General features: G+C 67.4%; 17 protein-coding genes. 6 read left to right on the top strand and 11 right to left on the bottom strand.

From position 1 onward, the window contains the following. Positions 1–383, top strand: a 383-nt coding sequence (locus AB1824_09875) for an SPOR domain-containing protein (GenBank protein ID MEW5765272.1), incomplete at its 5' end; no start/stop codon positions are given. Positions 384–386: 3 nt separating this feature from the next. Continuing rightward, positions 387–815: a hypothetical protein gene (locus tag AB1824_09870; GenBank protein ID MEW5765271.1), complete on the top strand. Its 429-nt coding sequence runs from the start codon at positions 387–389 to the stop codon at positions 813–815. A 24-nt stretch (positions 816–839) separates the two neighbouring features. Here AB1824_09870 and AB1824_09865 read toward each other — a convergent pair whose 3' ends face one another. Then, complete coding sequence (locus tag AB1824_09865) at positions 840–3,395, bottom strand: methyl-accepting chemotaxis protein (GenBank protein ID MEW5765270.1); 2,556 nt, start codon at positions 3,393–3,395, stop codon at positions 840–842. 232 nt (positions 3,396–3,627) lie between these two features. On the opposite strand from AB1824_09865, the gene AB1824_09860 reads away from it, so the two are divergent. Together AB1824_09860 and AB1824_09855 are read left to right on the top strand one after the other, a co-directional pair. Further along, positions 3,628–4,212, top strand: a complete 585-nt coding sequence (locus AB1824_09860; GenBank protein MEW5765269.1) for an RNA polymerase sigma factor — start codon at positions 3,628–3,630, stop codon at positions 4,210–4,212. A 166-nt stretch (positions 4,213–4,378) separates the two neighbouring features. After that, on the top strand, positions 4,379–5,077 hold the full coding sequence (locus tag AB1824_09855) for a pirin family protein (GenBank protein ID MEW5765268.1): 699 nt from the start codon (positions 4,379–4,381) through the stop codon (positions 5,075–5,077). A gap of 44 nt (positions 5,078–5,121) precedes the next feature. On the opposite strand, the gene purM is transcribed toward AB1824_09855, so the two are convergent. From purM to purS, 6 genes are all read right to left on the bottom strand, one after another. After that, a complete protein-coding gene (gene purM, locus AB1824_09850; GenBank protein ID MEW5765267.1) occupies positions 5,122–6,162 on the bottom strand; it encodes a phosphoribosylformylglycinamidine cyclo-ligase in 1,041 nt (346 codons plus the stop codon). A gap of 71 nt (positions 6,163–6,233) precedes the next feature. After that, complete coding sequence (locus AB1824_09845) at positions 6,234–8,777, bottom strand: HAMP domain-containing methyl-accepting chemotaxis protein (GenBank protein ID MEW5765266.1); 2,544 nt, start codon at positions 8,775–8,777, stop codon at positions 6,234–6,236. Between the two features lie 166 nt (positions 8,778–8,943). Next, the gene (gene purF / locus AB1824_09840) at positions 8,944–10,329 is read right to left on the bottom strand and encodes an amidophosphoribosyltransferase (protein ID MEW5765265.1); all 1,386 of its coding nucleotides are present in this window, start codon (positions 10,327–10,329) and stop codon (positions 8,944–8,946) included. Between the two features lie 41 nt (positions 10,330–10,370). Next, positions 10,371–12,590, bottom strand: coding sequence for a phosphoribosylformylglycinamidine synthase subunit PurL (purL, locus tag AB1824_09835; protein MEW5765264.1), 2,220 nt, complete (start codon positions 12,588–12,590; stop codon positions 10,371–10,373). Between the two features lie 116 nt (positions 12,591–12,706). Then, positions 12,707–13,399 carry a phosphoribosylformylglycinamidine synthase subunit PurQ gene (gene purQ / locus AB1824_09830; protein MEW5765263.1) on the bottom strand — a complete coding sequence of 231 codons (693 nt, stop codon included), beginning with the start codon at positions 13,397–13,399 and terminating at the stop codon, positions 12,707–12,709. Further along, positions 13,396–13,644, bottom strand: coding sequence for a phosphoribosylformylglycinamidine synthase subunit PurS (gene purS, locus AB1824_09825; GenBank protein ID MEW5765262.1), 249 nt, complete (start codon positions 13,642–13,644; stop codon positions 13,396–13,398). Before purS ends, purQ begins: the two co-directional genes overlap by 4 nt. Before the next feature lie 191 nt (positions 13,645–13,835). On the opposite strand from purS, the gene AB1824_09820 reads away from it, so the two are divergent. Further along, on the top strand, positions 13,836–14,630 hold the full coding sequence (locus tag AB1824_09820; protein MEW5765261.1) for an alpha/beta hydrolase: 795 nt from the start codon (positions 13,836–13,838) through the stop codon (positions 14,628–14,630). Positions 14,631–14,757: 127 nt separating this feature from the next. Here the strand turns inward: AB1824_09820 and purB are convergent, their stop codons facing one another. The 4 genes from purB to AB1824_09800 form a co-directional block, all read right to left on the bottom strand. After that, positions 14,758–16,050, bottom strand: a complete 1,293-nt coding sequence (gene purB / locus AB1824_09815; protein ID MEW5765260.1) for an adenylosuccinate lyase — start codon at positions 16,048–16,050, stop codon at positions 14,758–14,760. A 78-nt stretch (positions 16,051–16,128) separates the two neighbouring features. After that, the gene (locus tag AB1824_09810; GenBank protein MEW5765259.1) at positions 16,129–16,899 is read right to left on the bottom strand and encodes an MBL fold metallo-hydrolase; all 771 of its coding nucleotides are present in this window, start codon (positions 16,897–16,899) and stop codon (positions 16,129–16,131) included. A 165-nt stretch (positions 16,900–17,064) separates the two neighbouring features. Next, positions 17,065–17,517: a dUTP diphosphatase gene (gene dut / locus AB1824_09805; GenBank protein MEW5765258.1), complete on the bottom strand. Its 453-nt coding sequence runs from the start codon at positions 17,515–17,517 to the stop codon at positions 17,065–17,067. Beyond that, on the bottom strand, positions 17,514–18,788 hold the full coding sequence (locus AB1824_09800) for a pitrilysin family protein (protein MEW5765257.1): 1,275 nt from the start codon (positions 18,786–18,788) through the stop codon (positions 17,514–17,516). Before AB1824_09800 ends, dut begins: the two co-directional genes overlap by 4 nt. A gap of 149 nt (positions 18,789–18,937) precedes the next feature. Here AB1824_09800 and AB1824_09795 point away from each other — a divergent pair. After that, positions 18,938–21,301 (top strand): PKD domain-containing protein (locus AB1824_09795; protein ID MEW5765256.1); only part of this gene is annotated, 2,364 nt, incomplete at its 3' end.

Genomic DNA, 21,301 nt, shown 5'->3' with positions numbered 1-21,301 from the left:
CCGCTCCGACCCCCACCGTGGCTCCCCTTCCCGCGGGGAGCGCAGATGCTGGCTCCGCTCGGGACCTACTGAACGCAGGGCGCTTTCCCGAGGCCGCTCGCGCCTTCGCCGCGGCCCTGAGGAACGAGGCGGCCCCTTTCACCATCGATGTGGAGGTGGCCTGCCAGCCCGAAACCCTCGCCAAGGGCCTTTCGGCCGCAGGAGGGGACCCCCGGTTCATGGTCCTTCCCTACGACCTCAAGGGGCGCGATTGCTACCGGGTCATCTGGGGCCATTACCCGGACCGGACCTCGGCGGAGACCGCCCTGGCCTCGCTTCCCGATTTCTTCAAACAGCACGCGAGCCCCCGCGTGGCCACCTGGAAGAGACCAGGGGCCCCCTGAGCCGTGGCCTGGATCCTGGACGGAAACAACGTCCTCGGATTCATCGCCTCCCGGGAGGGGCGGGACCCCGGGCGAGAAGGGCTCCTCCAACGGATTCTGGCCTGCCGAACGCCCCTGCCCCTCACGATCGTCTTCGACGGCCCTCCTCCCGCGGGCGTCGCGGGGGGAACGCGGAGGGGGCGAGTCACCGTCACTTACTCGGGACGCGGTTCCGCCGATGACCTGATTCACGCGCTCGTGCGTCCCGGCGACACCGTCGTGACCGCCGACCGGGACCTGTCCCTGAGGTGCAGGGATCGAAGGGGGAAGGTCATCACCCCCGAGCGGTTCCTTTCAGAGCTCCGCCCCCGGCGCGGCGGGGACGCGGAGAAGCCATCCCCCGCCGGGGTGGACGTTCAGGAGTGGATGAACTTCTTCCGCCGGGGAAGGTGATTTCTCTCCGATGCCACCCACTTCTCAGAGCCGGATGGCCTGCACGCTCCGACTCAGCCTCCGCGCGCCTTCCTGCAGCCTGGTGGCCGACCTCGAGAGTTCTCCGCAGGCCTCCCGCAATCCACCGGCCGCCGAGTTGATCCGCTCCACGGCGCCCAGGATGGAGGAGGCGGCGTCGGCCTGAGAACGGGCCGCCCCCGAGGTCTCCTGGGCCTGCTCCGAGATTCGGCTGGCGGCCTGGCTCATGAGGACGGCTCCCCGGGCCTGTTCGCCCGTCGCGGTCCGAACCTGCGAAGCCACTTCCCTCACTCGCTCCGACTCCTCGTGGAGGAGCCTCGTGGCCCGGATCTCCTGCTCCACGGCCCGTGAAATCTCCTGGATCTGGGAGAAGATGCGCTGGAGGGCGAGCCCCGCGTGGTTTCCGCCCAGGGCAACCTCTTCCGCCGCCGAGGCGATGGTGCGGCTCACCTCCTCCTGCCGCTCCGCGGAGCGGAGGATCGTCGTCAGGGCCTCCCCGGCACGGCGGGACAGGCGGGTGCTCTTTTCCGCCGCGTCGGCCGATCGGCTCACCGAACCGACCATCCTTTCCCGCCCCTCCTGGACGGACTGGACGTGGGACCGGATCTCTTTCACGTTGGCGGCGGTGCGGCGGGAAAGTTCGCGGATCTGCTGGGCCACCACCGCGAAGGGACGGCCGTACTCCCCCGCCCCGGCGGCGATGATGGATGCGTTCAGGGAAAGCAGGTGGGTCTGCTCGCTGATCTCTTGGATCACCTCGGTCACGGACCCGATCCGTCCGAGGACTTCGTGGAGCACCTGGAGATCCTGTCGGCTGCCCTCGATGGCCTGGTGGGTCGCCTGGATCGTCTCTTCCACCTCCCGCACGGCCTCGTGCCCTTCCGAAGCGTCCCGCTTCAGCTCCATGGCCGTGGAGAGGAGTGTGCCGGCATTGACCCGGGTCTCCTCCAAGGTGGCGTCCAGCTCCGTGAAGAAGGAAACCGTTTCCTGACCGCTTCGCTCGAGTTCCGTCGTGGACCTCCCGATCTCCTCCGAAGCGCAGGCGATTTCGTTCGAGGAAGCGGCCGTCTGTTCCACCGACTGGGTCAGCACGTCCGCGTTTCCGGCGATCTCCTCCGTGTTCGCCTGCATCTGCAGAACCGTCGAGGACACCTCCTGAGTCGAGGCGGCCACCTCCTCCATGGAGCGGGAGACCCTCACCGAGGAGTCTTGCGCCCCCCGGACCGCCTCGCGGGTGCGGGCAATGGACCGGGCTTGTTCTTCCGAATCCCTTCCCAGCGAATCCGCGGTCCTGGCCAGCCGGCCGATCTCCTCCTCCACCAGGGCGACCGACCGGGACACCTCGGTGGCCAGGTCCCTCAACCCGGAGAACTGGGTTCGAAGGTTGTCGGACACGGCGCCCAGTTCGTCGTCGGACCACCCCGCCACGGGCTTCCTCAAATCTCCGGCCGCGAGGGAGTGGCTGAAGGCCGCGATCTTGGCGCCGATCCGGCCCAGGTCGCTTCCGAATAACCCGATGTAGCCGCCCATGACGACCAGGGCGACCAGCAGATAGCCGAATCCGACGGTGAAGATGCCGAACATCCTCTTCGGCGCCGTCAATCCCGGCGAGGCCAAGACCACGAGGCCCGTGCCCCCCGGCCCGGGAAGCAGCCGCGCCTGGCCTTTGGGCGTGGAGACCTGGATCTGGTCCTTCCCAATCATCCCCGATCGCCGAAGCCACTTTCGCATGCCCGAAGCTCCCCCGAATGCCCCCTCCGGGTGCTCCGCAAGGGGAGTCCCGGTGGCGTCCACGACCGCCGATTCACAGCCGTCGGGAGTCCCGGCCCGCAGGACATCGAGCCAGCCTTCTTTCCCGGTCCCTTCCAGCCGGTCGAGGAGGCCCCGGATCTGGGTCTCCGAACTCCGAAGGACCCCCGCTTGAATCGCACGGGCCATCTGGGCGTACAGGAGCACGCCGAAGGCGAGAAAGACGAGGGAGTTCATTCCGAACACCACGACCACCAGTTTCCTGGAGAGGGAGATGCGCCGGGAGGCCACGTCGGGGGTCCGCTCGAGCAGGAGCTGGACCTCCTCCATCACCGGTTCCAGGCGGGCCTTGTTGATGTAGTAGGAAAGGACGAGCGCGATCATGACGATGATGCTCGTCGTGAACAACAAGGTGACCATGGACAGGACCGTCCCGACGAGCCATATCTGGTCGGCGGCCAGCAGGAGCACGGCGCTGAAGGCCCAGAGCAGGAGGTTCGCGCGGGTGGAGCGGGAAAGGTGCGAGGAGAGCGCGAGGTATGTGTCCCGCAGTTCCGACTGGGAGAGCGCTCTCCCGGCCCGGCGGGCCGAAAGGTAGTTCCGAAGCGGGGGCAGGAGGTGCCGCTTGAAATACCAATTGGCTGGAATCCGGGTGATGCCGTAGATCACGAAGGCGGCCAGAAAGTACTCTCCCGTGAACGGAAGGGTGGCCGGGAGGACCACGATGAAGTATCCGAAGGCGGTGACGACCCCCGCGACCACGGGGATCAGCTCAAGAAGCCAAGTGGGAAGCCTCAGAATCAAGGAGCGCAAGGCCACCTCCCATGGACCCGCGACGGATCGGAGCCGCCGGAGCGGCTTCCGATCGGCGGGTCGGATCGGGAAGTCCGAGGCCTCCCGCCCTCATACGATCTTAAGCGCGGAGGCCTGCACCGGCAAGACCGGCCCTACGCGGGCGGTCCCTTCCGGATGGGACTTGGTGCCCCGTTCCTTGAGAGGCCGGCGGATTTCGCCTATACTCAGGTTTCTCCCGGAGAGGACCGAATTGGACATCCCCAGCGAACTCATCGAGCGCATGAAGAGCCGCGACCCGGGGGCCTTCGAGGAGTTCTTCGGCCAGTACGGGGACCGCCTCCTCAACTTTGGCCTGCGGATGTGCGGGGACCGCGAGGACGCGCGGGAGGTCCTTCAGGAGACCCTCCTCAAGACCTTCGAATCCATCGGAACCCTGAAGAACCCGGGGGCCTTCGCGGGCTGGCTGTACCGCATCGCCCACAACGCGTGCCTGATGCGGCGGCGGCGCTCCAAGTTCCTCAAGGAAGAGGTGGAACTGGACGAAGCCCTTCCCGACCCGCATGCGACCGCCCAGCCCCTGCCGTGGAACCGCCTCCCGGACCAGGCCGTCCTGGACTCCGAGCTTCGTGAGCGGTTGCGCCAGGCCATCCTGGACCTTCCGGACGGATACCGTTCGGTGCTGGTCCTGAGGGACCTCGAAGGACTCGACACGGACTCCGTGGCCTCCGCCCTAGGGCTCAACAAGGATGTGGTGAAAATGCGCCTGCACCGGGCACGCGGCAAGGTCCGAAACGCCCTCGAAGCCTACCTCCGCAACCGTCCCACCGCCGCCTGACTGCCCTCCCTTCCCTCGGTCCGCCCCGCCATCCCCCTCGCGCTCCCCGGGCGCGAGGCAGGCCGAAAGCAAGACGCTCTTGCGGAGGATGGCACCTCCCTGCGGAAGCGACCCGCAGGAATACCGGCCCCGCCTGGCCGGTTCGGCTTCCTCTCGGGAGGCCTCCATGATTCGCGTGAGGAAATCGGAAGATCGGGGCTCCTTCGACTTCGGGTGGCTGGATACCCGCCACACATTCTCCTTCGGGGACTACCTCGATCCCGAACATATGGGGTTTCGGGTCTTGAGGGTTTTGAACGAGGACCGGGTCCGCCCGGCGGAGGGGTTTCCCACCCATTCCCACAGGGACATGGAAATCCTCACGTGGGTTCTGTCCGGCGCCCTGGAACATCGGGACAGCCTGGGCAACGGCTCCGTCATCCGCCCGGGTGAGATCCAACGGATGGGAGCGGGGACGGGAGTCTCCCATAGCGAGTTCAACGCGAGCTCGACGGAGCCCGTCCACTTTCTGCAAATCTGGATTCACCCGGCCCGAAGGGGCCTGACGCCGGCCTATTCCCAGGAGGCATTTCCGGAAGGGGACTTGTTGAACCGCCTGAGGCTGGTGGCCTCCCCGGAGGGCGCCCAGGGCTCCGTCGCCATCGCCCAGGATGCCAGGGTCTACGTGGGGCGGCTGGAGTCGGGTGCGTCCCTCTCCCACCCGCTCCCCACCCACCGGCACGCCTGGGTGCAGGTGACCCGGGGGCCTCTATCCTTGAACGGGATCCTCCTTTCCGCCGGGGATGGAGCGGCCGTATCCGGCGAGTCGATCCTCGCGATCCGGTCGGCGGAGGCATCCGAAGTCATCCTGTTCGACCTGCCGTAGGATCCGGTGGAGCGAAATTCCATGCACGCCGGCGGGAGGCGAGGTCAATCCGCGTAGACCACGCGTCTCTGACCCGGACGGAGTTCTCCGGCCAGGAACGGTTCCTCCCCGCGGGCCCGCAAGCCGGCCAGGAGGGCGTCAACCTGTTCCCTTTCGACCACCAGAAGCATGCCAACGCCCAGGTTGAAGGTCCTCCGCATGTCCTCCTCGGGCACTCTGCCCTCCCGGCGGATGTACCCGAAGATCGGCGGCTCCGTCCACCCGGCCGGGCGAACGAGCGCCTCCACCCCCTGAGGGAGAATGCGAGGGAGATTGTCGGGGATTCCGCCACCGGTGATGTGGGCCATCCCCCTCAGGCCCGAAGCCGGCTTCAAGAGGGGCCGGAGAACGGGCAGGTAGGACCTGTGGACGGCCAGCAGGGCCTCTCCGACGGTGGTCCCCAAATCTTCCAGACGGGTGTCCGCGCGGAAGCCCTTGACCTCGAAGAGAAGCTTCCGGGCGAGAGAATAGCCGTTCGTATGGAGGCCGTTGGAGGGCAAGCCCACGAGCACCTGGCCCGGCGCGATCTCCCGCGGATACAGATGGTCCTTCAAGACCCGGCCCACGATGAATCCGGCCAGGTCGAAGTCGGCGCCCTGGTAAAGGCCGGGCATTTCGGCCGTCTCGCCGCCCAGGAGGGCGCAGCCGTTTTCCCTGCAACCCTCGGCAAGCCCGGAAACGACCTCCACGAGTCGCTCGGGGTCGAGCCTGCCGGCGGCGAAATAGTCGAGGAAGAAGAGCGGTTCCGCGCCCTGCACGAGGATGTCGTTCACGCAGTGGTTCACGAGGTCGCGGCCCACCGTGTCGAACCGTCCGGCCATCTCGGCGACCTTGAGTTTTGTCCCTACTCCGTCGGCCGAGGCGACGAGCACGGGCCCCGACGGGTCCGAGGGGTCCAGGGCGAACAGGCCCCCGAAAAGGCCGATGTCCGAAAGGACGCCCCTCGTGAAGGTGGACTTGGCGAGTTTTTTTACGCCCTCCAACCCCCGGTCTTGGGCATCGATGTCCACGCCGCTGGATTTGTAGGTCAGTCCCGTGTCCTTCATGCCTCACCCGCAAGGTCCTCCCCGGCTCCCACACGTTCCCGTTCCGGGACCGCGGGATCCGGGGCCCGCCTTCAGACTCGAAACGCCTGAATCTCCCGCCGGAGCACGTTGGCGCTCCGCTGGAGCGTGGAGGCCGCCGCCGTGAGGTCCGCAAAGGCCTTCTCAATGGCCTGGGCGACGCCCGCCACTTCGACCATGGCGTCGCTGATGGCCTTGGCCTCCTGGGCCTGGGCCTGGATGGCCTGGTTGGTCTTGCGGCTGTCCTCCATGATCCTCGTCACGGCCTCGCTGATGACCCGGGAGCCCTTGGCCTGCTCCTCCGTGGCGTTCCGGAGCTGCCCCGCCACCTCGCGCACACGCTCCGCCTCGTCGTTCAGGAACCGGGTGGAGGCCGCCTGCTCCTGCGTGGCTCGGGCGATACCCTCCATCCTCTCGAAGATCTCGTGCATGGCCCGGCTGGCCGATTGGCCTCCGTGAGCCAGTTCCTCCGCGGCGGAGGCGATTCGCTTGCTCATCTCTTCTTGGGTGGAGGCGGATTCGAGGATGGTCCGGAGGGCCACGCCGGCCTGGCGGCTCAGGACCGTGCTGGCGTCCACCACCCGGAAGGTGTGGTCCATGGAGGCGGCCATTTCACCCCCGCTTTCCGTGAGCTTCGAGATAACCGAACGAATCTCCTTGGCGTGGCCCGCCGTGCGCGAGGAGAGCTCCCGAATCTGCGTGGCCACCACGGCGAACGGCTTTCCGTGTTCGCCCGCCCCGGCGGCGATGATGGAGGCGTTCAGGGAGAGGAGGTTGGTCTGCTCCGTCACCTCCTGGATGACGCTCACGATCCGGCCGATCTTCTCGATGGAGTCCATGAGTTCCCGCAGGGTGGCCCGGCTCACCTCGCTGGCGTTTCGGGTCTTGAGGATCCCGTCCTCCACGGCGGCGACGGAGGAAAAACCGGCCTCCGCGTCCTGGGTGACCTTGCCGGAGGCTTCCGCGAGGGCCTTGGAGTTCCGGCGGGTCTCCTCCAGGGAGGCGTCCAGCTGGGTGAGAAAGGACACGGCCTCCTGCCCCGAGCCGTGGAGGCGGTCCGTGGCCTCCTTGATCTCGTCCGCGCTGGAGGCGATCTCGTTGGACGAGGAAACCGTGGCTTCGACGGACTGGATGAGGACATCCGCGTTGCGGGCAATCTCCTCCACGCTGGCCTGCATCTCCAAAATGGCGGAGGACACCTCCTGCGTCGAACTGGCCACCTGGTCCATGGCGGCGGATACCTGGACCATCTTGGCTTCCATGGTCCTCACGGCCTCCGTCGTCTTTCCGGCGGACCGGGTCTGGGAGGCCACGAGCTGGTGGAGCCCTCCCACAACCTCCGCGGTCTTCGACACCTCCACCTCGACGGCCGAGGAGGCGCCCGAGACCTCATGGGTCATCTTTCGAAGTCCCTGGAAGGTGGACCGGAGGTTGTCCGCCATCTGCCCCATCTCGTCGTCGGACCAGATGGCCGGGATTCGGGTCAGGTCTCCGGAGGCGAGGCGTCGGCTGTACTCCGCCGTCCGGGACAGGGCACGGCCCGTGTCGCGGCTAAGCCACAGAATGTACCCGCTCAGGACCACCAGGGTCCCCACGAGGAAACCCACTCCGGTTGCGCTCACGTTCTTCAGCACCGACCGGAGGGAAGACCGCTGGGCCAGCAAGACCGCCGTCCGGTCCCCCCCGAGCGGAAACACGGCGACGGGACCCCAGTTCGTGGGCAGCACCCGGCTCTCGTTCGCCCCTCGGCCTGCTTCCAAACCCGCTGCCAGGGATTCGGCCCGGTAATCCCCCTCCGTCTGGCCCAGGACGGTCCCGTCGGCCTGGACGGCCACGAGGGTCCACAGGCTGTCGGAGCGGGACGAGAGGATCCGGGGCCACTCGGCTGGGTCCGCGGCCCGGAGCTGTGAGACGAGCGAGCCGGCGGGATCCACGCCCGCCTTCACCGCGAAATCGGCCAGACCCAGCGTGAGCCGGGAATAGATGAGCACGCCGAAGCCCAGGAAGGCGAGGACGGTCAGCAGGACGATGGAGGCCCCCACCTTGCCCCCGAAGGAGAGGCGCCATTTGGACACGTCCGGCAGGTGGTCGAGGTTGGCCTGGATCTCCTCGATCAGCGGCCGGGTCTGCCGCTGGAGGAGAAAGTACGTGAAGCCCAGCGAAACGGAGGCCGCGATGGCGCCGGTGAAGAGGACGCCCAGGAAGGCGACCCATGTGCGCTGAAGGAAGATGAACACGATGGTGGCGAGCACGAGCCCCGCCACGGCCCACGCGATCCCGCTGACGACCTGGTGCCTCAGGACATGGGAGGCCAATGCCCGGTAAAAGGCCTCGAGCTCCTGCCGCGAGAAGGTCTTGCCCGACCTCTTGCCCCTTTTGTAGGCCAGGATGGGTGGCAGGAGCTTGACCCGCATGTACCAGGTGATCAGGATCCGGTCCACGACCAGAAGAACCAGGACCACCAGAAGGTACTTTTCCCAGTACGGCCGGGTGTTGGGCACAACCGTCAGGAAGTAGACGACGGCGACGAACAGGGCGAACAAGATGGGCAGGAGATCGTACAAGAACTTCTGCGTACGGCTGGTCCAACCCGACATTTCGACACCCCCTGGGCGCCGGACCTCGACTGTGGACCGGGTTGTTACAGTATACCGGCCTGCCGCGAGGGCTCGCAAGAGCGAACGCGGGGACGCGGGGCGACGGGGGATTCGAGTGCCAGATGGCCCGGGCAGAGGATCGGTGGGCCTGCTGGGGGAACGAGAATCAGCCCCGCTCCTTCTCGAACAGGGTGCGCTGGGCTCCGCGCGGCGGCTTCCAGGCCACGGGGTAGGGCCCGCCAAAACAGGCGTAGCAGGCTTTCCCCAGGGTTCGTCCCGCCGCTTCGTGGAGGCCTTCCGGGCTCAAATACCCGAGGCTGTCGGCTCCCACGAAGTCCCGAATGGCCGGAAGGTCCATGTTGGCCGCCAACAGTTCCGAACGCTCCGGCGTGTCGATGCCGTACACGCAGGGGTTCACGATGGGCGGGCTGGAGAGGCGCAGGTGGACCTCGGTGGCCCCGGCGTCCTTGACGAGCCGGACGATCTTCCGCGAGGTGGTTCCCCGCACGAGGGAGTCGTCCACCAGCACCACGCGCTTTCCCTCCAGGAGACCCGGGACGGCATTGAGCTTGAGCCGTGCCGAAAAGTCCCTCATGGACTGCCGGGGAGCGATGAAGGTGCGGCCAACGTAGTGGTTCCGGATGAGCCCCATGACCAGCGGCAGGCCGCTCCGCTCGGAGAAGCCGACGCCGGCGGGGATTCCCGAATCGGGCACCGGGACGACGATGTCGGCCTCGGCGGGCTGCTCCTCGGCCAGCCTCCGGCCCAGTTCGGTTCGAACCGGAAAGACCACTTTTCCGAAGAGGTTCGAGTCCGGCCGCGCGAAGTAAACGTACTCGAAAATGCAGGGGACGGCGGCGCCATGCCGGAAGGGGAAAATGGACCGCTGACCCCCCTCCGTAACCACGACCATTTCGCCGGGCTCCACCTCCCGGATATAGCGGGCCTTCAAGAGATCCAGGGCGCAGGTCTCGGAGGCGAACACGGGGCTTCCCTCGAGTTCCCCCAGTACCAGGGGCCGGAACCCCCACGGGTCCCGGACGGCCACCAGGGAGTCCCGGAACAGGACGAGGAGGCTGAAGGCCCCCTTGAGGGACCGCAGGCTGTCCACCAGCGCATCGACGGGATCCTGCTGCCCGGAGCGGGCGAAGAGGTGGAGGATGACCTCCGAATCCGTCGTGGAGGCAAAGATGGCCCCGTGGCGCTCGAGGTCCTCCCGGAGGCTCAGGCCGTTGACGAGGTTCCCGTTGTGGCACAAAGCGACTTCCCCGTGCTGGGTCCGCGCCACGATGGGCCCGGCGTTTCGCAATTGGGAGCTCCCGGAGGTGGAGTATCGAACGTGGCCCACCGCCGTCGGACCCGGGAGCCCCGACAGGTCGTTCCCCCCGAACACGTCCGAAACGAGGCCCATCCCCTTGTGGACGTGCAGGTCGGCCCCGTCCGAAGTGGCCACCCCGGCCGATTCCTGGCCGCGGTGCTGTAGGCCGTAAAGGCCGTAGACCGTGATCCGGGCCGCCTCGGGGTGGTTGTAGAGACCGAAGATCCCGCACATGGAGGGCCTCCCTGGAGACGACTCCGGCCTGAGCCGGGGACCTACCCGACCACGGAGTCCAGACCGCGGCTCCAGATCTCCCGGATCCGTGAAACCGAGAGGTCCACGAGGGTCTTCCCGTCCACTTCCACGGTGAACCTCCCCGGCGTCACCCTGCCCACGACCGCGGCGGGCACCGACGCCCGGCCGGCGGCCTCCAGGAGCCTGGGAAGGTCCCCGGGGCCGCAGGTGACGAGGGCGCGGGAGGCGTCCTCCCCGAAGAGAAGGGCCGCCGGCTCCAGCCCGCCCGAGGCCAGCCGGAGGCGCACGCCGGAATCCGAGCGGGGAGCGAGACACCCTTCCGCGGCGGCCAGGGCGAGGCCCCCTTCGGAGCAGTCGTGGGCCGAGCGCGCGATCCTTTCGGAGGCGAGGTGCTGCAGGAGGTCTTGCAGGGCCCGTTCTTTCAAGAGGTCCAGGGGCGGGACGGGAGCGGCCTCGACCCCGTGGAGGAGCCACAGGTAGGACGATCCGCCCAGGTGGCCCTTCGTCTCCCCCAGGAGGACCACGGCGTCTCCCTCCGTTTGAAACCAGGGCTCCAGACGGCGGTCCACGTCCTCCAACAACCCCACCATCCCGATGGTCGGCGTGGGGTAGATTCCCGTCCCGTTGGTCTCGTTGTAGAAGGAGACGTTGCCGGAGACCACGGGCGTTTCGAGGGCCCTGCAGGCCTCGGAAACCCCGTCCACGCACCGCGAGAACTCCCACATGACGTCGGGCCGCTCTGGATTCCCGAAGTTAAGGCAGTCCGTGATCGCGAGGGGCTTGGCTCCCGCGCAGGAGACGTTGCGCGCCCCTTCCGCCACGGCGTGGGCCCCTCCCAGGTACGGGTCCAGGTGACACCATCGGGGATTCACGTCGAGGGACAGGGCCACGGCGCGCCGGGTCCCCTTGATCCGCACGATGGCGGCGTCGCCGCCGGGGCCGAGCACCGTGTTGGTCCGGACGGATTGGTCGTACTGCGTGTACACCCACCTCCTGGAGCAGAGGTCGGGGTGGCCGAGGAGGCGGAGGAGGGCCTCCTCGGGGGCGACGGCGCCGAGGACCTCGCCTCCGGGCACGGGCACGCCGCGCGGGAGGGCCGGGGCCTCCCTCGGCCGGTCATAGACGGGGGCCTGGTCGCTCACGGGGCCCACGGGCATGTCCACGACCTTCTCCCCGCGCCAGTAAATCTCCGCGCGGCCCGTGTCCGTCACCTCTCCGATGGCCACGGCGTCCAGGGCCCACTTGGAAAAGACCTCTTTCACCCGCCCCTCTCGTCCCCGCTGGGCCACGATGAGCATGCGCTCCTGGGATTCGGAGAGGAGCAATTCGTAGGGGGTCATCCCCTCCTCGCGCATGGGCACGCGGTCGAGGTCGAGCCGGATCCCCGACCCGGCGCGGCCCGCCATTTCGAAGGAGGAGGAGGTGAGCCCCGCCGCACCCATGTCCTGGATGCCCACGATCACGTCCTCCTCCATGAGTTCCAGGCAAGCCTCCAGGAGGAGCTTCTCGGTGAAGGGGTCCCCCACCTGGACGGTGGGCCTCTTCTGCTCTGTCTCCTCGGAGAATTCGGCGCTGGCCATGGTGGCGCCGTGGATGCCGTCCCGTCCGGTCTTCGAGCCCACGTAGAGGACCGGATTTCCCACGCCGCTGGCATAGCCCCGGAAGATCCGATCCGCCCGAAGGAGGCCGAGGGTGAACGCGTTCACGAGGATGTTTCCGTCGTAGCAGGGGTGAAAGACCACCTGGCCGCCCACCGTGGGGATGCCCACGCAGTTGCCGTAGTCACCGATGCCCGCGACGACGCCCCGCACGAGGTGGCGGGTCTTCGGGTGGTCGGGGCGCCCGAAGTGAAGGGAGTTGAGGTTGGCGACGGGGCGGGCCCCCATGGTGAACACGTCCCGCAGGATGCCTCCGACTCCCGTTGCGGCCCCCTGGTAGGGTTCGATGTAGGAAGGATGGTTGTGGGACTCCATCTTGAAGCAGACGGCCCATCCCTCCCCCACGTCCACGACGCCCGCGTTCTCCCCCGGACCCTGAAGCACGCGGGGCCCCGAGGTGGGAAACCGCCGGAGGTGGATCCTGGAGGACTTGTAGGAGCAGTGCTCGCTCCACATGACCGAAAAGATTCCCAATTCGGGGTAGGTGGGCACCCTGCCGAGAATGGCGAGGATTCTCTCCCACTCTTCTTCGGTCAGTCCGTGCTGAAACGCAAGCTCTTTCGTCACTTTGGGGTCGGCCACGGTTCAACTCCGAACAAGGCCCTCGGGGGGCCGTGAGTGTTGCCACGGAGGGCTCCCGAAAGCGGCGCGATCCGCCCGGCACGGGCGCCGCCTGGTAAGGCCCTCCCTTCGGGCCGTCACGAGCCCAGGGCCCGGAGGGCCGAGCGGAGGATGGCGGCTCCGTCGGAAGAGCCCATGAGGGGCTCGCTGGCCCGCTCCGGATGGGGCATCATCCCCAGCACGTTCCGACCTTCGTTGAGGATGCCCGCGATGGCCTCCACGGACCCGTTGGGGTTCCACTCCGGCTTCAAACTTCCATCGGGGGCGGCGTAGCGGAAGGCCACCCGGCCCTCCCCGTTGAGCCGCCGAAGCGTATCCGGATCGGCGAAGTAGTTTCCGTCTCCGTGCGCGATCGGGACCCTCAGAAGACTGCCCTCGGAGATTCCGGAAGTGAAGGGGGAAGCGGACGTCTCGCACCGCAGGTAGACGTCCTGGCAAAGGAAGGTGAGGGTCTGGTTCTTCAGGAGGGCTCCCGGGAGAATACCCACCTCGCAGAGGATCTGAAAACCGTTGCAGATTCCGAGAACCAGGCCCCCTCTCCGGGCGTGGGCGATGACGGCCTCCATCACGGGCGTCCGCGCCGCCATGGCCCCACAGCGCAGGTAATCTCCGTAAGAGAATCCTCCGGGGAGAATGACCAGGTCCGCCCACGAGAGGTCCCGCTCCGTGTACCAGACCATCCGGCTGCGGGCCGCAGAGAGGCGCAGAGACCACTGTTCCGCGTCGTGGTCGCAATTGCTCCCGAGAAACTCGACGACGGCGATGTTCATGGCGCGAGGACCTCGACGCGGAAATCCTCGATGATCGGGTTGGCCAGGAGCTTCCGGCAGTAGGCTTCAACCCGGCCCTTCGGGTCCTCGCCCCCGGGGAGGTCTCCGGTCTCGATGTCGAAGAACTTGCCCTGCCGGACCGAGGAGACCTCCTCGAATCCGAGCGTCTTGAGGGCCTGCTGGACGGCTTTGCCTTGAGGGTCCAGGACCGCGGGCTTGAGAAATACGTGGACGCGAGCCTTCATGCACTCACCTCGATTTCCGGGGGGCGGGCCCAGGGAGCGCCCGTTCGCCGCTTCGAGGTTACTTTACCAAAGCCCGGCCCCACCGAACAGGCCCCGGGGAGGGCCGGAGGGTGGAAATGATGCGGGGTCCAACCTATGTTCAGGAGGATGAGGCTCGACTCGGGGGCTTGGGGGACCGGCGGGAGGTCCGCATGAAGCGCCGAGAGTCCGTAGAGGCTGGGATGTTCGTCCGCCGGTACGGGCCCTCTCGGGGAGCCCGGGGGGAGATCCTCTTCATCCATGGCCTGGGGGACTGGGGCGAGACCTTCGAGGTCCTCGTGGGGCACCCCGCCCTCGGCCGGTTCCGGCTCCTCGTTCCCGACCTTCCCGGCTACGGCCGGTCGCCCTTGACGGGGGATCCTGCCGGACTCGATGCTCTGGCGGACTTTCTCGCGGCCTGGCTGAGGTCCCGGGGCAAAGGCCCCGTGGCGGTCGTCGGCCATTCCATGGGCGGAGTTCTCGGACAGATCCTGGCCGAGCGGAATCCGGAATGCGTATCCATCCTGGTGAACGTCGAAGGAAACATCTGCGAGGAGGACTGCACGTTGAGCCGGGCCGTGACGGTCTACGGCCCGGACGATTTCCTGAGGGAGGGCCTGGATCAGATCCGCCTCGAGGCCTCCCTCATGGCGCAATCCGACCCAAGCGTGGTCGTGTTCGCGAGGGGGCTCAGACTGTGCGACCCCCGCGCCTTTTACCTCCACGCCCGGGAGATCGTGGAACTCTCGAGGAGGAACGACCTGGCCCGGAGGATGGCGGCGCTCCCCCTCCCGGCCTGCTTCCTCGCCGCCTCTCCCAAGGGAGCCAGTCCGCGCGCCATCGCCCTGCTCCGGTCCGCCGGGGCGCGCCTGGTGATCATGGAGGATTGCGGCCACTGCCCCTTCCACGACCGACCGGACGAGTTCGGTACGCTCCTCGGGGAGATCCTCGAAGCGGCCGGGCAATAGCTGGGCCCGGATCAGGCAGGCGGGCCGACGCGCACGGGGTCGTTCCGTCCGCGACTGGGGGGAGGGATTCGCCTGCGCCAGGGCACCCGGCCGCCCCGCGACGGGCGACGGGTCCCGACCCGGTCCCCTACTCGAAGACCCGTTCGAAAATCTCGTCCACGTGGGCCAGGAAGGGACGGGGGTCGAAGGCCTTGGAAAGTTCCTCCCTGGAAATGCGGGCGGCCACTTCGGGTTCCGCCACAAGGAGATCCAGGAAGTCCCCTTCACCCTTCCAGGTTCTCATGGCGCAGTCCTGGACCCGGGCATAGGCGTCCTCGCGGCTGAGTCCGGCCCGCGTGAGGGCCAGCAGCACCTTCTGGCTGTACAGGAGGCCGCGGGTCTTGTTGAGGTTGGCCTCCATGGCCTCGGGGTAGGTGTGGAGACCCACCAGGATTTGCCCCATCCTGTGGAGCATGTAGTCCAGCAGGGTCGTCGCGTCGGGGAGGATCACCCGCTCAGCGGACGAGTGGGAGATGTCCCGCTCGTGCCAGAGGGCCACGTCCTCGAAGGCGGGAACGAGATAGGCCCGAAGGAGCCTCGCCAGTCCCGTGACATTCTCGCATCCCACCGGATTGCGCTTGTGGGGCATGGCCGATGAGCCCTTCTGCCCCTCCGAGAAGGGCTCCTCCACCTCCCGCACCTCGGTTCTCTGGAGATGGCGGACCTCGGTGGCGATCTTCTCCAGGGTGGCCCCGCACAGGGCGAGAGCCGACAGGACCTCGGCGTGGCGGTCTCGCTGGATGACCTGGGTGGAGATCGGGTCCGGCTTCAGCTGGAGCTTCCGGCACACGAGCTCCTCCACGGCGGGCGAAAGGTGGGCGAAGGTGCCCACGGCCCCGGAGAGCTTTCCCACCGCGATGGTCTCCCGGGCGGCTTTGAGCCGCCTGCGGTTCCTGCCCATCTCCGCGTACCAGAGCGCGAACTTCAGGCCCAGGGTCGTGGGCTCCGCGTGGATGCCGTGGGTGCGACCCACGACGATCCGGTCCTTGAACTCCAGGGCCCTTCGCTTGAGCACTTCGCGGAAGTTGTCCACCTCTTCCAGGATGAGGTCCAGGGCGTCGCGGGTCATGATGGCCAGCGCCGTGTCCACCACGTCGGAGGAAGTAAGGCCGTAATGAAAGTAGCGGCTGAGGTCCCCGATGGACTCGCTCACGGACGTGGTGAAGGCGATCACGTCGTGCTTGACGCGCGCCTCGATCTCGTCGATCCGGCGCACGTCGAAGCGCGCCCTGCGGGCGATCTCGTCCGCGGCCTCCCGGGGAACGAGCCCCATCTGAGCTTGAGCCGAAAGGGCCGCCAGCTCAACCTTGAGCCAGGTCGCGAATCGGTTCTGGTCGGACCAGTGGGCCGCCATCGTCGGCCGCGTGTATCTTGGGATCATGAGGACCTCCCGGGCTCATTCTACATCAAGGAAAGACGCCTCCCGAGCTCATGCCTGGTTCCCCGGTTCCATGTCCTCCTACCCTTCCCACGCCTCCACGGGGGAGTCCTGTTGCGCGACCCTCAGGGGGACCCTCCGGCCCCCGAGGGCCTCCCGCGCGGAGAGCAGGGCCATGTGGGGCTGGTTGTTTTCCCGGGAAAGGTGCATGAGATAGACCGCCTGAAGATCCCCGTGGACGCATCCGGCCAGGAGAGTACCCGCCTGATCGTTGGAAAGGTGTCCCAGCCTCCCTCGGACCCGGATCTTCACGTCCAGAGGATACGAACCCCTCATCAGAAGGTCGGGATCGTGGTTGAACTCCAGGAGGATGCAATGGGCGTCCCGGAGGCGCTCCCGGACCAGGGCCGTGGGGGTTCCCAGGTCCGTGGCCTGGACGGCCCTCACGCCGGCGGATTCCACAACGAAGCCGAAGCAGGAGGCCGCGTCGTGCGGAAGGGGAAAGGGGGTCAGGCCCAGGGGGCCCAGCTGGACCCGTACACCTCCCCGAAGGGGCTCCACGGAGCGGGCCTCCACGCCGCAACGGGCCAGCGCCGCCCAGCTCTCGGGTGCGATGAACAGAGGGACCCTGCGCCTCTTGAGAAAGACCCGCAGGCCCTGGACGTGGTCCGTGTGTTCGTGGGTGATGAACACGCCCGAAAGCTCATCGGGCTCGATGCCCTCCTCCCGGAGAGCGAAGGTGAGCCGCCGGGCCGACACGCCGCAGTCGAGAAGGACGTGCGTGCCCCCCGCGCTATACAGGGCGGCATTCCCTCCGGAGCCCGATGCGATCACGCGCACCCGGAGGCTCACGGCGGGGGCTCCCCGGGGCGCGACGGCCCGGACGGCGGGGCGGGGTGGGGGCACGCAGGGAGGAGAGGGCTCCCCCATCCGCGGTGGAAAGGTCTCTCTGCCGCGCCGCCGGGGCGCTTCGAGGCCATCCTCCCGCCTTCCCACTCCGGCAACATGCGTCCCGCCTCAAGTTCCCGTGTGACCGAAACCACCCGCGCCCCGTTCCGTGGGGGTCAGTTCATCGGCCTCGATGACCTCGCACCGGGTCACCGGGGAAACGACCATCTGTGCGATCCGGGCCCCCCGTTCCACCGTGTAGGGCTCCTCCCCGAGATTGCACAGGATCACGCACACCTCCCCCCGGTAGTCGGAATCCACGGTCCCTGGGGCATTGAGAAGCGTCAGTCCGTGCCGGATGGCGAGGCCGGACCGGGGCCGGACCTGGCCTTCAAACCCATCCGGAATCTCCCATGCGAAGCCCGTGGGAATGAGACGTCGTTCGCCGGGCTTGAGGACCACGGACTCCTGCACGGCGGCGCAGAGGTCGAAGCCGGCGGAGGACGGCGTGGCGGCGGACGGCACAGGCAGCCCACGGCCGTGGGCAAGCCGCAGGAGCCGCACGGGCGGACAGCCGTTCATGATCGCTCCAAGATCCCCAGGGCTCCGGACCGGAGGGCAGACGCCCTTCCCAGGACGAAGACCAGGCCGTTTTCCGGTACGAACAGTCTGCGGGCGGCCCGGGCGACCGCCGCCGCGGTTACCCTCCGGATGCCCTCGAGGGCCTCTTCCACGGGCTTCTGCCTGCCGAAGTACAACTCGTTTCTCGCGAGGCGCCCCATACGGGAGGCGGGGGACTCCAGAGACAGGATCAATCCCCCCAGAAGGTTGTCCTTTGCGAGGGCGACCTCTTCCTCCGCCAGGCCTTCCTTTACCACGCCCGCCAGAACCTCCAGGGTCTCCTCCACGGTCCGCCTCGCCTTGTCGTGGCTGGAGGCCGCCTGGATGGTGAAGAGGCCCGTGTCCGTGTAGAGCATGTGCTCCGCGGAAATCGAATAGACAAGGCCCCGCTTCTCGCGGATCTCCGTAAACAGCCGGGAGGACATGGTCCCGCCCAAGCAGTTGGCCAGCACCATCAGCGTGTGCCGGGTGGGACCGTCCGCCGCGGGAGCCTCGAATCCGAGGACGATCTGTGCCTGCTCAAGGTGTTTTCTTTCCTGAACGCCCTGGCCGGGGCGGAAGGCGGGGGGCCTCTCGCCCCTCGACGGGCGCTCTTTCAGGCCTCCGAGATGGCGCAGGACCTGATCCCGGATCTCCTTCAGGGACGTGTCGCCGGTGGCGGTCACGACCAGATATTGGGGCTGGATCATGGAGCGGTAGTGTTGCAGGAGCCTCCGCCTCGTCATGGAGGTCACGGAAGCGGTGGTGCCCTGGATCGGCCTCCCCAGCGGGTGGCTCGGGTAGGCCCTCTGGAGAAAGAGGTCGCCCGCGAGGTCGCTGGGAGTATCATTGATCATGCTGATTTCTTCCAGAATCACGCCCCTCTCCCTCTCCATCTCCTCCTCGGGGAAAGTGGCGTTCACCAGCATGTCGCACAGCACTTCAAAGGCCTCCGGGAAATGGGCCTTCTGAACCCGGAAATAAAAGCCCATGATCTCCCTGGAGGTGAACGCGTCCAGCACGCCGCCCATTCGGTCGAAGGTCTTGTAGATCTCGGTGTACGTGCGGGTCGGGGTGCCCTTGAAGACCAGGTGTTCCACGAAGTGGCTGGCCCCGTGGGTGGCCGGGCTCTCCTGCCGGGAGCCCCGCTTGACCCAAACGCCGGCCGTCACCGATGGAAAGTGGGGCATCCGCTCCACGACCAGCGTCAGGCCATTCGGAAGAACCGCCCGTTCCACGCGCGTTCCGTCCATCACGCACCTCCCGGCGACGTCTCAGCATACCACGGCGGCGAAGCCCAGGACCCGGAGCGGGCGCGGCGCCCGGAAATTCCCGAGCCACGCCCTACGTTGAGGAGAGCGAGTGGTGTGTTCCTCCTCAAAGAAGAAGGAGCCTGTCCGGCATGAAAGGACTCAGTCTATTATCCGCTCTCGGTGTGTCCCTGATCCTCATCAACCCGAGTTCCGCGGCCGCCTTGGCCCCCGCATCGCTGGAAGTGGTGGCCCCGCCGGTCCTCTCCGCGGCAACCGTCAACACGATCCGTCTCATGGTGGATTTGCCGGAGGGTGGCTCCGCCCACCTCGCCCTTCGGGCCGAACTCGAAGAGGGCGACCTCCAGGCTGCATTCCTCGAGCGCGCCGTGGATCTCGCGCCCGGGATGAGCGTTCTCGAGTGGAACGTGCCCCCGGAGGCGTTCTCCGCCTTTCCCGTCCCCTGCGACCTCCTGCTTTCGGCCGAAGTGAGCCTGGCCGACGGAAGGGTTCTCGAGGCCGACGCGGAGGTCAGCCTCCTCTTCGAATCCAGCCTTGAATCGGGGGGTTGGAGCGTCCTCTTCGAAAACGACCCCGCCCTCGTGTACTCCGCGCGCGATGCGTCCCTCCAGATCCTGGTCTTCAATCCCAGGTCGGTGGTCAAGGAGGGCGTGGTCAAAGTGAAGTTCCTGGACCCTCGCAAGCGGAACAGGGTGAAGGCCGGATCTCTCGCCGTGGCACTCCAGCCGGGGTGGAACCGGATCACCTTCCCCGTGCCCGCCTCCGTCGCACTCCAGGCAAAAATGAAGGGCGACGTCCAGGCCAAGGCGGTCCTCCGCGTGGCGGGGGTTCTGCGCGCCCGCGACTTCGTACCGGTGGATTATGACCTCGTCGCATCCGCCGACGCGGCTCCGGCAACGGGATATGCCCCACTGGATGTGGCCTTCACGGGCGGCGCAACCGGGGGAGCGCCTCCTTACGCCTACGCCTGGGACTTCGGGGACGGAGCGGGCTCCCTTGCCCAGTCACCGATCCACGAATTCGAGTCCGCCGGGGCGTACACCGCCGTTCTCCGGGTCACCGACTCCATGGGCGGCCAGGTGACCGCACAGGTGCCCGTATCCGTGGACGTGCCGCCGCTGGTGGTTTCATGCGATGCCGCCCCGGACGCCGGTCCCTACCCCCTTTCCGTCGCGTTCGACGCGTCGGCCTCGGGAGGTACGGGAACCTATTCGTTCAGTTGGTCCTTTGGAGACGGCGGCGCATCCGTCGAGGAAGATCCGGTCCACGTCTACCCGACGGCCGGCGCCTACACCGCCACCGTGACCGTCACGTCGGGTCTGCAAACCGAAACGTGCTCCCGGACGGTGTCCGTCTCGGTTCCCATGCACACCCTCACCGCCACCGCCGGAACGGGCGGCTCCGTCGCCCCCTCGGGCGCCGTTTCCGTCCCCCGGGGCGCCGATCAGACCTTCACCATCACCCCCAATTCGGGCTTCCACGTCGCCGACGTTCTCGTGGATGGCGTCTCCGTCGGCCCCGTCGCCTCCTATACCTTCACCAATGTCCAGGCCGACCACACCCTTTCGGCCACCTTCGCCGCCGTGACGTTCACGATCACCGCCTCCTCGGGCACCGGGGGAACCGTAACGCCCTCCGGCGCCGTAACGGTGGCGCATGGCCAGAACCGGACATTCACCATCACGCCATCGGCCAACTACGGAATCCTGGATGTCGTCGTGGACGGCTCCTCCGTCGGTCCGGTCGCCTCCTACACCTTCACCAACGTCCAGTCGAACCACACCCTTTCCGCCACGTTCGTGAGGACCCACTTCGTCATCACCGCCACGGCCACGACCGGGGGTTCCATTTCTCCCTCGGGCGCGGTGGCCGTACCCGTCGGCGGCGACCAGTCCTTCACGTTCTCGCCATCGCCCGGCTACTACCTGTCCGAAGTCGTCGTGGACGGGCTCTCCCTCGGAATCCTGCCCGGATTCACGTTCGTGGACGTGCAGGCCTCCCACACCATCGAGGCTCGCTACGCTCGAACCGCGTACACCATCCGCGCCACGGCCACGGCCGGTGGGACCATCACTCCAAGCGGAAACGTCACGGTCTTCGAGGGGGACGACCAGGCCTTCACGATCCGGCCCAATCCCGGTTTCATCACGCGGGACGTGCAAATCGACGGGATCTCCATCGGTCCCGCCCTCCTCCACACGTTCCTGGACGTGAACGCAAACCACGCCATTCATGCGGTTTTCGAATCCACCACGCCGGTCACCTTCGAGATCCTGGCCAGCGCCGGGGCGGGAGGCTCCATCGCGCCGAGCGGCTCCGTGGTTGTAGGCCAGGGTTCCAACATCACCTTCACAATCACACCCAATTCGGGCTTCCACGTCGCCGACGTCCTCGTGGACGGCGTTTCCGTCGGCCCCGTCGCCTCTTACACCTTCACCAACGTCCAGGCCGACCACACCATCGCCGCCTCCTTCGCGCCCGACGCCGTGTCCTTC

The sequence above is a fragment of the Acidobacteriota bacterium genome, from assembly GCA_040752915.1.
Classification (GTDB): Bacteria; Acidobacteriota; UBA4820; order UBA4820; family DSQY01; genus JBFLVU01.
The sequence above is the reverse complement of the archived record's forward strand: the minus strand, read 5'-3'. Positions and strand labels throughout refer to the sequence as shown.